Origin of the sequence: Kitasatospora sp. NPDC001603, from assembly GCF_040298365.1 — a bacterium.
In the GTDB taxonomy this organism is placed as follows: domain Bacteria; phylum Actinomycetota; class Actinomycetes; order Streptomycetales; family Streptomycetaceae; genus Kitasatospora.
In genome coordinates, this window is record NZ_JBEPAA010000039.1 from 40,079 (window position 1) to 51,631 (window position 11,553).

Sequence of the window (11,553 nt, forward strand, 5' to 3'; positions counted from 1 at the left end):
GCCCCACGGCCGGGGCCGCGCTACCCGGTCCCGGAGCGCGGCCGACGTGCTCGGCCGGTTCGGCGGTGTGCCGAACCCCCTCTGGCGGCGGGCGGTGTTCGTGCGGAACCGTGGGAGCAGGACGTTCGCGAGCCGGAGAGGGCTGCCCCATGACGGAGACGGTGCTGCGCCACCACCGGGAACTGACGGCGGCCCTGCGCCGGGCGCTGGTCGCGCTGTACGCGGAGGTGCGGGCGCCGTTGCTGCACCTGCCGAACTACGCCGTCGCGGCCTTCGTCGAGCGCCTGGAGCTGCACGGCGGGCAGCCGGGGTTCGAGGCCGTCCTCGGGTACGACGGCACCGAGCCGGTCGGGTACGCGTACGGCAACACCGTGGAGTCCGGCGACCGCTGGTGGGCCCGGCTGGCCAGGGCGTCACCTCCGGAGCTGACGGCCGCGCCGACCTTCGCGCTCAGGGAGCTGGGGGTGCGCGCACGCTGGCGCGGCACCGGTGCTGCGCGCCGGATCCACGAGGGGCTCGTGGGCGGCCGTGGCGAGGGGCGCGTCATGCTGATGGTCAACCCGGCGGCCGGCGGCGGCAAGGTGCTCGCCCTGTACGAGGCGTGGGGCTACCAGGTCGTCAACGAGGTCCCGCCCACCGCCGAGGCGCCGCCGTTGGTGGCGATGGCCCGGGCGTGCCGACTGCCCGACGGTGGCGCACCCGGGAACTGACGCCCGGCCGGGTGGCCGCCGGCCTACCGGCCCTGGGGCGGTGCCTCCGGTCGGCGGTCGGCGGGGCGGGCCGGGGGGATGGGCGGGGCGGTGAAGTCGCGCGGGCCGGTCCACAGGGCGGGCACGGCGTCGCTGCGGCGGGCCAGTTCGTAGGCCAGGGCCTCGTAGTTGACGCGCCAGCCGTGGAAGTGCGGCCAGGCGTCGGCGGCGGAGCGTTCGCGGGGGAACCCGGCGGCGGTGATCATCGCCACCGCCGCGTCGAACTCGGTGAAACTGAGGCGGATCGGGCTGTCCGGCGCCGGGTCCGGGTCGAAGGCGACGCGCAGCGAGCTGCCGACGTCGCGCAGCGCGGTGAAGCCGGCCCGCAGGACGAGGCGGGCCTCGGGCGGCGCCGAGCGCGGGTTGATCGCCAGGTGGATCGCGGCGGCGTCCATGACGGCGATCAGGCCCACCACCCAGCTGCGGTTCGGCTGCGGGGAGCGGAACGACAGCAGTACGGGGTAGTTGGAGTGGCTCTCGCCGATGTCGGCGGCGAGCCGCTCCCAGTCGCGGTAGAGCTGGGGGAGCGCGGTCTCGGTGTCCACGAGGGACTGCCGGGCCAGCAGCTCCGGGCCCCAGGCGGGTTCGCCGGCCCGGGACTTGAGGAGCGTCACCTCCACCTCGCGGCGGTTGTAGGCGCCGTACAGGGTCGGCAGGTAGGCGATCTGCAGGGCGATCACCAGCGGGCCGCTGGCGGCGGCCATGAAGTCGATGACCGAGAGGTGGAGCCGGTCCCCGCTGGCGAAGCCGAGGGTGAAGAGGCTGGAGCCGGCCTCCCGGAAGGAGACCGCCCAGTCCAGCCGCGAGGTGCCGTGCAGCAGCAGGGTGTACGCGAGCAGCATGCTGCCGAGCCACACCCCGAGCATGCCCAGCAGGACCAGCGGCGCCAGCCAGGTCTGCGCCCGGTCCTGGGCGCGGTAGCCGCCGAAGGGCGTGGCGGACAGCCGCAGCAGCGCCCGCAGGCCCCGCCAGAGCCGGTGCACCAGGGAGGAGTACAGGCCGCGCGGCACGACCAGGGTGCGCAGGATGCTCGCGACGGTGAGCACCAGGATCAGTGCGCCGGCCAGGGTGTGGATCAACCTCATGGCGACATTGTGGCGGTACGGCGGCATTGACAGCGCACAGCCCTCCGCTGAATGCTAAGCAAGCGCTTAGTCAGAAACGCTGACCAGGAGAGTGAGCCCATGCCCGACACCCCCGCCGACCCGCCCGGCCTGGACCTCGACCGGCTCCGCGGCCATCTGGACCGCGAACTGCCCGGCACCGTCCGGGGCGCGCTGCGGGCCGAGCTGATCGAGGGCGGCCGCTCCAACCTCACCTACCTGCTGACCGACGGCACCTCCCGCTGGGTGCTGCGCCGCCCGCCGCTCGGGCACGTGCTGGCCACCGCCCACGACATGGGCCGCGAGCACCGGGTGATGACCGCCCTGCGCGGCACCGGCGTCCCCGTCCCCGCCACCCTGCTGCTGGACACCGGCGCGGACGTCCTCGGCGCGCCCTGGTACCTGATGGAGTACGTCCCCGGCACCGCGCACCGCGACGCCGGCCCGCTCGCCGCCCTCGGCGAGAAGCGCGTCCACGCCCTCGGCGAGCAGTTGGTCGACACCCTCGCCGCCCTGCACCGGATCGACCCGGCCGCCGTCGGCCTCGCCGACTTCGGCCGCCCCGAGGGCTTCCTGGAGCGCCAGCTGCGCCGCTGGTCCACCCAGCTCGCCGCCTCCCGCAGCCGCGACCTGCCCGGCGTCGACCGGCTGCACGAGCTGCTCGCCGCCCGGCTGCCCGACTCCCCGGCGCCCGCGCTCGTCCACGGCGACTACCGGCTGGACAACGTGCTCGTCGACGGGCACGACGCCATCACCGCCGTCCTGGACTGGGAGATGTCCACCCTCGGTGACCCGCTCACCGACGTCGGCCTGCTGGTGATGTACACCGAACTCGCCGGTGTCGGCGGCGGCATCATCCCCTCCGCCGCCACCGCCCCCGGCTTCCCCGCCGCCGCCGAACTCGTCGCCCGGTACGCCGAACTCACCGGACGCGCCGCCGCCGACCTCGACTGGTACGTGGCCTTCGCCTCCTTCAAACTCGCCGTCGTCGCCGAGGGCATCCACTTCCGCTTCCGGCAGGGCCGCACCCTCGGCGCCGGCTTCGAGCGGGCCGCCGAGATCGCACCCGTCCTCGCCGAACACGGCCTGACCACCCTCACCGCCCGGTAGGAGCACCGACCGATGGATTTCGCCTACGACGCCCGGACCGAAGAGCTGCGCGAGCGCCTGCTGGCCTTCATGGACCGGCACGTGTACCCGGCCGAAGCCGTCCTGGAGGCCCAGCTGGCCGACCCCGGCCGGCCCGCCTGGGACGTGCCGCCGATCGTCGCCGAGCTGCAGGCCGAGGCCCGCGAGCAGGGCCTGTGGAACCTCTTCCTGCCGGACCACGCGGACCACGCGGACCGGCCGGGGCAGGGCGGCGCCGGCCTGACCAACCTCCAGTACGCGCCGCTCGCCGAGATCACCGGGCGCAGCCCGCAGCTCGCGCCGCCCGCCCTCAACTGCGCCGCCCCGGACACCGGCAACATGGAGCTGCTCGCCCAGTTCGGCTCCGCCGAGCAGCGCGAGCGGTGGCTGCGGCCCCTGCTGGACGCCGAGATCCGCTCCGCGTTCGCGATGACCGAGCCCGATGTCGCCTCCTCGGACGCCACCAACATCGCCACCCGGATCGAGCGCGACGGCGACGAGTACGTCGTGACCGGCCGCAAGTGGTACATCACCGGCGCGATGAACCCGCGCTGCCGGATCTTCATCGTGATGGGCAAGACCGACCCCGGCGCCGAGCCGCACCGTCAGCAGAGCATGATCCTCGTCCCGCGCGACACCCCCGGGGTCACCGTCCGGCGGGGCATGAAGGTGTTCGGCTACGACGACGCCGACCACGGCGGCCACGCCGAGGTCCACTTCGACGGCGTCCGGGTCCCGGCCGGCCACCTGATCGGCGCCGAGGGCTCCGGCTTCGCGATCGCCCAGGCCAGGCTCGGGCCCGGCCGGATCCACCACTGCATGCGGGCGATCGGCATCGCCGAACGCGCCGTCGAGCTGATGTGCCGCCGGACGCTGGACCGGGTGGCCTTCGGGCGCCCGCTCGCGGAGCAGGGCGTGGTGCAGGACTGGATCGCCGAATCCCGGGTCCGTATCGAGCAGTTGAGGCTGCTGGTGCTGAAGACCGCCTGGCTGATGGACACCGTCGGCAACCGCGGCGCGCACGCCGAGATCCAGGCCATCAAGATCGCCACCCCGCGCACCGTCGAATGGATCCTCGACAAGGCCGTCCAGGCCCACGGCGCGGCCGGCGTCAGCCAGGACACCCCGCTCGCCCAGCTCTGGGCCGGCAACCGCACACTGCGCCTGGCCGACGGACCGGACGAGGTGCACAAGCGCTCGCTGGCCCGGCGCGAGCTCAAGCGCCACCGGGCCGGGGACCGCTAGGCGCGGGCCGCCGGGCGGGTGACCGTCGGGCACCGCGCCCGGCGTGTCATACCGCGGTAGCACGGCGGCAATTGGCTCCGCGGTATGACGTTCGTGCACCACCCCGGCCCGTACGGTCACGCTACGGGCCGGGCCGGTGGGCGGCGGCCGTCGACGGTGAGGAGCTGGGGGAGCCATGCGGGGAGTGACGCGGGACGTCGTGCGGGGTGCAACGCGCAGGCGGGGGTCGGGGCCGGGCGTGCGGACCGGGATCGCGGCGCTGCTGGCGGCCACGGCGGTGCTGGGCACGGCGGTCGCGCCGGCGGCGGCGCTGGACGCGCCGGCCGTGGCGGAGCGCCGGGCCCGCGCCCGGCTGCCGCAGCCCACCGGGCCGTACCCGGTCGGCACCACCTCGCTGCACCTCACCGACGCCGGGCGCGCGGACCCGTGGCAGCCCGGGCGGGCCCGGGAACTGATGATCAGCCTCTGGTACCCGACCTCGCGCCCCGCGGTCGGCGACGAACGGGCCCGCTCCATGGAGCCGGGCGCCGCCGAGCACTTCGGCGGCGACGGCGGCGCCGCCGTCTTCAACTACCGCGCGGCGAGCGGGCGGACGGACTGGTCGGCGATCCGCACGCACGCCCGCCAGGACGCGCCCGCCCTGCCCGGCGGCGGCCGCCCGCGCCCGGTGGTGCTCTACTCGGCCGGGCTCGGCGACCCCCGCACCTGGGGCACCGGCCTGGTCGAGGACCTCGCCTCGCGCGGCTACGTGGTGGTCACCGTCGACCACACCTACGACGCCTCCGAGGTGGCCTTCCCGGACGGCGGCCTGGCCACGTCCGTCTTCCCCGGCATGCTCGGCACGCCCGACCTCGACATCGGCGCCCTGCTGCGCAAGGCGATGCGGGCCCGGGTCGACGACACCCGCTTCGTCCTGGACGAACTGGCCGCGCTGCGCACCGACCGGCGGCTCCCGGCCGGTCTCGGGAGCTCGCTGGACCTGACCCGGATCGGCATGGTGGGCCACTCGGCCGGCGGCTTCACCGCAGTCCAGACCATGCACGACGACCCGCGCGTCACCGCCGGCGTCAACATGGACGGCCAGCTGCACTTCCCCGGGCCGACCGGCGAGGGCGTCTTCCTGAGCAGCGTCGCCGAGGACGGTCTGGACCGCCCGTTCCTGCTGATGGGCACCCACAGCGCGGACTCCGGCGACTACCACCACCAGCCCGGCTGGGACGCCCTCTGGCAGCACAGCCGGGGCTGGCGCGCCGACGTCACACTGGCCGGTTCGCAGCACGGCTCGTACACCGACGCGCAGTCGCTGCTGCCCCAACTCGCCCGGCAGGGCGCGGTGGACGGCGAGGCGCTGCGGGCCGACGTCGGTGACGTCCGGCCGGAGCGGGCCGTGCTCGCCACCCGGGCGTACGTGGCCTCGTTCTTCGACCGGTGGCTGCGCGGGCACGACGACCACCTGCTGGACGGGCCCTCGCCGCGCTTCCCGGAGATGGAGTTCGCCCGCTGACACGGGCCCGGGGCGGCCCGGGGGGCGGGCCGGGGGCGGCACCGGCCCGGGCGCGGTCAGCGGATCTCGGAGTCCGGGTTGGCGGCGTCCCAGTCGCGCCGGGAGTCGAGGATCGCGTCGTGGTGGTCGTAGGACCAGTCCACCATGGCCCGGATCAGATGGGTCAGGCTGTGGCCGACCGCGGTCAGCTCGTAGTCCACCTGCGGCGGGACGGTCGGGTGGACGGTCCGCGACACCAGCCCGTCCCGCTCCAGCCGGCGTACCGTCAGGGTCAGCATCCGCTGCGAGATGCCCGGCACGGCGCGCTGGAGTTCGCGGAACCGCCGGACGCCCTGGGCGAGTTCGACCACCACCAGGACGGACCACTTGTCGCCGAGCCGGTCCAGCAGCCCGCGGATCCCGCAGTCCACGCCGTCCTCGCACCAGACCACCGGCCGGGGGGTGGTTACCGCGGTGTGCCCCACTGACATCGAAGTGCCTCCTTACGCCGAACGGTCAGGGTACCGAGGATGGTCACCGGGCGGTGCGGAGAGCCGCGGGCCCGGAACCGATCTTGGAGGTCGTGGTGCTTCTCGTCACCGGTGTCAACGGAGGACTCGGCGCTCTGGTGCTGGAGCGGCTGGCCGCGCTGCCGGGCGGGCTCGACGGGGTGCTGGCCGGCAGCCGCACCCCGGAGCGGACCCCGGCGGCCGGCGTACCCGTCCGGACGGTGGACTTCGACCGGCCGCGGACCCTGGCGGCCGCCTTCGCCGGGGTGCGGACGCTGCTGCTGATCTCGGCCGGCTACGGCGAGGACGACGTGGTGATCGCCCGTCACCGGGCCGCGATCGAGGCCGCCGAGCGGGCCGGCGTCGAGCACGTGGTCTACACCAGTCTCTCCGGCGACGGCGACCACCTGGCCTACGCGCTGGCGCACCGCTGGACCGAGCGGCGGCTGCGCGAGTCCGCCTCGCTGCGCTGGACGATCCTGCGCAACGGGCTCTACGCCGAACTGCTGGGCTCGCTGGCCGCGCCGGACCGGGACGGCGTGATCACCGCGCCGCTCGGCGACGGCCGGCTGGCGGCGGTCGCCCGCGCGGATCTGGCCGAGGTCGCGGCCACCGTGGCGCTGGCCCCGGCCGGGCACGCCGGGCGGGTCTACGAGCTGGTCGGCGAGGAGGCGGTGGGCGGCGCGGACGTCGCGGCGGCGCTGTCCCGGGCCGGCGGACGGACGGTCGAGTACCGGCCCGGCACGCTGGCCGGGGCGCGGGCGGCCGTGGCGGCCTCGGGCGCCGCGGACTTCCAGGTGCCGATGGTGGCCGGGACGTACTCGGCGATCGCCCACGGCTTCCTGGCCGGGCCGGGCAAGCCGGGGGACCTCGCCGCCCTGCTCGGCCGCCCGCCGCGCCCGGCCCTGGAGGTGATCGCGCAGGGCGCGGGAGCGGCCGCGGACTCGGCCGGGTGACCGGGGCGCGGCCCCGCCGGTGCTACTCCCCGAGCACCACCAGCCGGCCGGTGCTGCGGCCGTCGGCGACCCGCTGGACGGCCTCGGCCGCCCCGGAGAGCGGGAGGCGCCCGCTCACCAGCGGTCGCACCACACCGGCCCGGGCCAGCCGGGTCAGCTCCTCGTGGGCGGCCAGCACGGCCTGCGGGTCACGGGTGTTGTAGAGGCCCCAGTGCAGCCCGAGGATGCTGTAGTTCTTCACCAGCGCGTGGTTCAGCGCGGGCGCCGGGATCTCGCCGGCGGCGAAGCCGACCACCACGATCCGGCCCTCGAAGGCGACGCACCGGGTGGAGCCGGTGTAGGCCGCGCCGCCGACCGGGTCGAAGACCACGTCCGCGCCCTGCCCGCCGGTGGCCTCCTTGACCGCCGCGGTGAAGTCCTGGGCGGTCCGGTCCACCACCAGGTCGGCGCCGAGCTCGCGGGCGACGGCCGCCTTCGCGGGGCCGCCGACCACGGCGATCACCCGCGCGCCGGCCGCCCGGCCGAGCTGGACGGCGGCGCTGCCGACCCCGCCCGCCGCCGCGTGCACCAGCAGCGTCTCGCCGGCCCGCAGGGCGGCCCGCCGGTGCAGCGCGAACCAGGCGGTCTGGTAGCCGATGTGCAGGGCGGCGGCCTCCGCGTCGTCCAGCGCCGCCGGGGCCGGGAAGGCCGCCGCGGCGTCCAGCAGGGCGTATTCGGCGAAGGCGCCGGCGGGCAGCAGCGGGGTGCCGATCAGCCGCTCCCCGGCGCGCTCGCCCGCGACCACCTCGCCGCAGAGTTCGACACCCGGGGTGAACGGCAGGGGCGGGCGGACCTGGTACTGGCCGCGCACCATCAGCGCGTCCGGGAAGTTGACCGCGGCGGCCTTCACCCGGACCAGCAGCTGCCCGGGCCCGGGAGCCGGGCGCGGTACGTCCTCGGCCAGCCGCAGCACCTCGCGCGGCTCGCCCAGCTCGGTGACCTGCCAGGCCCTCACAGCGCCTCGTTCCTTTCGAGCTCCCGCTGGAGCCGGTTCATGCCGCCGAGCCAGCGGTCCGGCTCGGTGGCGCGGGCGGCGTAGTACTCGGCGACCTCGGGGTGCGGCAGGACGAGGAAGCGGTCCTCGCGCAGCGCGGTCAGCAGGGCCCCGGCGACGTCCTCCGGGTCCAGCGCGGTCGGTGCCAGCAGGGCCTCGCCGACCGCGCCGGTCGAGGCCAGCATGTCGGTGCGCACCCCCTGCGGGCAGAGGGCGTGCACCCGCACGCCCCGGTGGCGGTAGGTGGCGGCGAGCCACTCGGCGAACGCGAGCGCGCCGTGCTTGGTGACGGCGTACGGGGCCGAGCCGAGCATGGTGAGCAGCCCGGCGGCCGAGACGGTGGCGACGAACCGTCCGCTGCCGCGCTCCAGCCAGCGGGGGAGCAGCAGGTCGGCGGCGCGTACGTGGGCGAGCACGTTGACCTCCCAGGCGCTCGCCCAGGCGGCGGCCGGCGCGCCGGCCCCGCCGACCGGGGCGACGCCGGCGTTGGCGCACCAGACGTCGATGTCGCCGAGCGCCGCCCGGGCCGCGTCGACCAGCGCGGCGACGCCCTCGGCGGAGGCCGCGTCGCCGGGCACCGCGGCGGCGCCGCAGTCCGCGGCCACCTTCCGGGCGGCCGCGGCGTCGAGGTCGTTGACGACCACCCGGGCACCGGCCGCGGCGAAGGCGCGGGCCAGCGCGGCCCCGATCCCCCGCCCGGCGCCGGTGACCACCACGCCCTGGCCCGCGTACTCGGCGGCCGGGCTCCCGTGTTCGTCCGTCACGGCGGTCACATCCCGCCGCCGAGGGTGACGCCGCCGTCGACGACCAGGGTCTGGCCGGTGATCCAGGCGGCGTCGGAGGAGAGCAGGAAGGCGACCGCGCCCGCGACGTCCTCCGGGACGCCGAGGCGGCCCAGCGGGTACGCGGCGGCGACCTGCTCCTCGCGGCCCTCGTAGAGCGCCGCGGCGAACTTCGTCTTGACCACGGCCGGCGCCACCGCGTTCACCCGGATGCCCCGGGGGCCGAGTTCGGCGGCGAGCTCGGTGGTCAGCCGCATCAGGGCGGCCTTGGAGACGCCGTACATGCCGATGCCCAGGGAGGCGCGGATACCGGTGATCGAGGCGACGTTGACCACCGAGCCGCCGTGCTCGCCCATCCAGGCGGCGTGCGCGCGGCGGGTCCAGCCGAGCGGGGCGAGCACGTTGACGGCCAGGATCTTGGCGGCGGCCGCCTCGTCGGTGTCCAGGACCGGGCCGAAGACCGGGTTGATGCCGGTGTTGTTGACCAGGTGGTCCAGCCGGCCGAAGGCCTCCATCGTGCGGGCCACCGCTTCGTCCTGGTGGGCCGGGTCGTCCGCCTTCCCCGCGACGCCGATGGCGACCTCGGGGCCGCCCAGGTCGCGGACGGCCTCGGCGAGCGGCTCGGCGGTGCGGGCGGTCAGGCAGACCCGGGCCCCGCGGGCGACCAGCTCGCGCGCGATCCCGAGGCCGATGCCCCGGCTGGATCCGGTGACGACGGCCACCTGGCCCTTGAAGGAGTGCACCACGGAGGGTCCTTTCGCACGGTTCTGCGGAGTTGTCGGGTCCCGCGCCGTCCGGCCGGCCCGGCCGCCAAGGGTTGCCGGGCCGGCCGGACGGACCACCCGACCGGGCTCGTGACTAAGCGCTTGCTTAGCATGCTGTCGGTGCGGGACCCTGTCAACAGTCGGCCGGGCCTCCCGGCCGGCGCAGCCGGAATTCCGGTACGACTCATCTGCGAGGATGGCGCCATGACCAGCACGCCCATCGCCGAGCTCTGGCCGGCCCTGCCCGGCGCCGCCGACGCCCGCCCCGAGGCGGCGTTCCGGCTGCTCCAGGCCGCCGTCGAGTCCTTCGCGGAGCGCGGCTTCCACGCCACCACCACCCGGGACATCGCCACCGCCGCCGGGATGAGCCCGGCCGCGCTCTACATCCACTACCCCTCCAAGGCCGCCCTGCTGGCCGAGATCAGCCGGGCCGGCCACGCGGCCACCCTCACCCTGGTCCGCGACGCGGTGGCCGGCGAGGGCGAGCCGGTGGCCCGGATGCGGCGCCTGGTGGAGGAGTTCACGGCCTGGCACGCCCGGGCGCGGACGGTCGGCCGGGTGGTCAACTACGAGCTGCACGCGCTGCCCGAGGACGCCTACACGGTGGTCGCCGCGCTGCGGCTGGACATCGAGCGCGAGGTCAGCTCCCTCATCGCGGCGGGCGTCGCGGCCGGCGCCTTCGAGGTCGCCGAGGTCCGCACGGCGGCCCGCGCCGTCACCTCGCTGGGCATCGACGTGTCCCGCTGGTACACCGACCGCAGCAGCGAGAGCCCGGAGGAACTCGGCCGCCGCTACGGCGAGCTGGTGCTGCGGATGCTCGGCGCGCGGGTCGCCTGAGGGCGGGGCGCGGGTCGGACGCTCGGGGCCCGGGCAGGGCGCGGGGCTAAGGCTTCACGGCGGTGTGCACGAACCACGAGACGTACTCCCGCACCTGGTACATCTCCACCACCGACCGCAGGTTGAGCCACTTCTCGGCCGGGCCGAACAGCCGCAGCAGGGCGTACGGCAGCCGGAAGTAGGCGTAGAGCGCGTCGGAGGTCGGCCGGTAGCGGGCGGTGGCGTCCAGGGCCTCCTCGACCCGGAATCCCGCCCGGGCGAGCAGCACGCTCAGGCTGCGGGAGTCGTACCGCTTGGCCCCGGGGAAGACCATCGCGTCCATGAACGGGTCCAGCACCGCGTGCCCCTCGGGGCTGATCTCCTCCGGCGGCGCGCCCACCGGGCCGAGCAGCACCAGGCGCCCGCCCGGCCGCAGCACCCGGTGGAACTCCGCCAGCGCCCGCTCGGGGTCGTAGGCGTGCACCAGGGTCTCCATCGAGTAGACGCCGTCGAAGGAGCCGTCCGGGAACTCCAGGTCGTGGTAGTCGCCCCAGGAAAAGCTCGTCCGCTCCTCCAGCGCCGCCCGGGCGCTGAGCCGGCGGGCCTCGCGGACGTGGAAGTCCAGCACGTCGACGCCGGTGACCCGCAGGCCGAACCGGGAGGCCAGCTGCCGCGCCACCACCCCGGCACCGCAGCCGGCGTCCAGCACCCGTGACCCGGCGGGCAGCGACAGCTTCCGGCCGAGGACGCCCTCCAGCCGGCGCTGCGCCTGCCAGCACCGCCACTTCGACTGGCCCGGTTCGGTCCACCCCCAGTGCCGGGCGTTGCGACAGACGAGCGTGTAGAAGAGCCTGCTCCCCGGGCGCCCGTAGACCCGCCGGAGCCCGGTGAGATCGAGTTCGCCACTGACCATCTGAACCTGCCCGGTCTTGCGCTGCTGCGCGGCCCAGCTGCTCCGTGCCGCGGCTGTCCCGCCCAAGCTACC

General features: G+C 75.8%; 12 protein-coding genes. 6 read left to right on the forward strand and 6 right to left on the reverse strand.

Going from position 1 to position 11,553, the window contains the following annotated elements; genetic code table 11:
- Nucleotides 1-149: 149 nt before the first annotated feature.
- Nucleotides 150-710 carry a GNAT family N-acetyltransferase gene (locus ABT263_RS23605; RefSeq protein WP_352292991.1) on the forward strand — a complete coding sequence of 187 codons (561 nt, stop codon included), beginning with the start codon at nt 150-152 and terminating at the stop codon, nt 708-710.
- Between the two features lie 23 nt (nt 711-733).
- Here the strand turns inward: ABT263_RS23605 and ABT263_RS23610 are convergent, their stop codons facing one another.
- Nucleotides 734-1,834 carry a hypothetical protein gene (locus ABT263_RS23610; RefSeq protein WP_352292993.1) on the reverse strand — a complete coding sequence of 367 codons (1,101 nt, stop codon included), beginning with the start codon at nt 1,832-1,834 and terminating at the stop codon, nt 734-736.
- A 99-nt stretch (nt 1,835-1,933) separates the two neighbouring features.
- Between ABT263_RS23610 and ABT263_RS23615 the strand changes: the two genes are divergently transcribed.
- The 3 genes from ABT263_RS23615 to ABT263_RS23625 all read left to right on the forward strand — a co-directional run bounded on the left by ABT263_RS23615 (nt 1,934) and on the right by ABT263_RS23625 (nt 5,729).
- A complete protein-coding gene (locus ABT263_RS23615; RefSeq protein WP_352292995.1) occupies nt 1,934-2,962 on the forward strand; it encodes a phosphotransferase family protein in 1,029 nt (342 codons plus the stop codon).
- 12 nt (nt 2,963-2,974) lie between these two features.
- Entirely contained in the window at nt 2,975-4,225 is a 1,251-nt protein-coding gene (locus ABT263_RS23620) for an acyl-CoA dehydrogenase family protein (protein WP_352292997.1), read from the forward strand.
- A 238-nt stretch (nt 4,226-4,463) separates the two neighbouring features.
- The gene (locus ABT263_RS23625; RefSeq protein WP_352292999.1) at nt 4,464-5,729 is read left to right on the forward strand and encodes an alpha/beta hydrolase family protein; all 1,266 of its coding nucleotides are present in this window, start codon (nt 4,464-4,466) and stop codon (nt 5,727-5,729) included.
- A 56-nt stretch (nt 5,730-5,785) separates the two neighbouring features.
- Here the strand turns inward: ABT263_RS23625 and ABT263_RS23630 are convergent, their stop codons facing one another.
- On the reverse strand, nt 5,786-6,199 hold the full coding sequence (locus ABT263_RS23630; RefSeq protein WP_329486049.1) for a winged helix-turn-helix transcriptional regulator: 414 nt from the start codon (nt 6,197-6,199) through the stop codon (nt 5,786-5,788).
- A gap of 95 nt (nt 6,200-6,294) precedes the next feature.
- Here ABT263_RS23630 and ABT263_RS23635 point away from each other — a divergent pair, with 95 nt between their 5' ends.
- Nucleotides 6,295-7,173 carry an NAD(P)H-binding protein gene (locus ABT263_RS23635; RefSeq protein WP_352293052.1) on the forward strand — a complete coding sequence of 293 codons (879 nt, stop codon included), beginning with the start codon at nt 6,295-6,297 and terminating at the stop codon, nt 7,171-7,173.
- A 22-nt stretch (nt 7,174-7,195) separates the two neighbouring features.
- On the opposite strand, the gene ABT263_RS23640 is transcribed toward ABT263_RS23635, so the two are convergent.
- From ABT263_RS23640 to ABT263_RS23650, 3 genes are read right to left on the reverse strand one after another with little or no spacing between them, the layout of a single operon-like run.
- Nucleotides 7,196-8,167 (reverse strand): NADPH:quinone oxidoreductase family protein, encoded by a 972-nt coding sequence (locus ABT263_RS23640; RefSeq protein WP_352293001.1) that lies wholly within the window; start codon nt 8,165-8,167, stop codon nt 7,196-7,198.
- Nucleotides 8,164-8,970, reverse strand: coding sequence for an SDR family NAD(P)-dependent oxidoreductase (locus tag ABT263_RS23645; protein ID WP_352293003.1), 807 nt, complete (start codon nt 8,968-8,970; stop codon nt 8,164-8,166). The genes ABT263_RS23640 and ABT263_RS23645 overlap by 4 nt, the downstream gene beginning before the upstream one ends.
- 5 nt (nt 8,971-8,975) lie before the next feature.
- Nucleotides 8,976-9,734 (reverse strand): SDR family oxidoreductase, encoded by a 759-nt coding sequence (locus ABT263_RS23650; protein WP_329486046.1) that lies wholly within the window; start codon nt 9,732-9,734, stop codon nt 8,976-8,978.
- 222 nt (nt 9,735-9,956) lie between these two features.
- On the opposite strand from ABT263_RS23650, the gene ABT263_RS23655 reads away from it, so the two are divergent.
- On the forward strand, nt 9,957-10,589 hold the full coding sequence (locus ABT263_RS23655) for a TetR/AcrR family transcriptional regulator (protein WP_352293005.1): 633 nt from the start codon (nt 9,957-9,959) through the stop codon (nt 10,587-10,589).
- Nucleotides 10,590-10,635: 46 nt separating this feature from the next.
- Here ABT263_RS23655 and ABT263_RS23660 read toward each other — a convergent pair whose 3' ends face one another.
- On the reverse strand, nt 10,636-11,547 hold the full coding sequence (locus tag ABT263_RS23660) for a class I SAM-dependent methyltransferase (protein WP_352293007.1): 912 nt from the start codon (nt 11,545-11,547) through the stop codon (nt 10,636-10,638).
- Nucleotides 11,548-11,553: the final 6 nt, after the last annotated feature.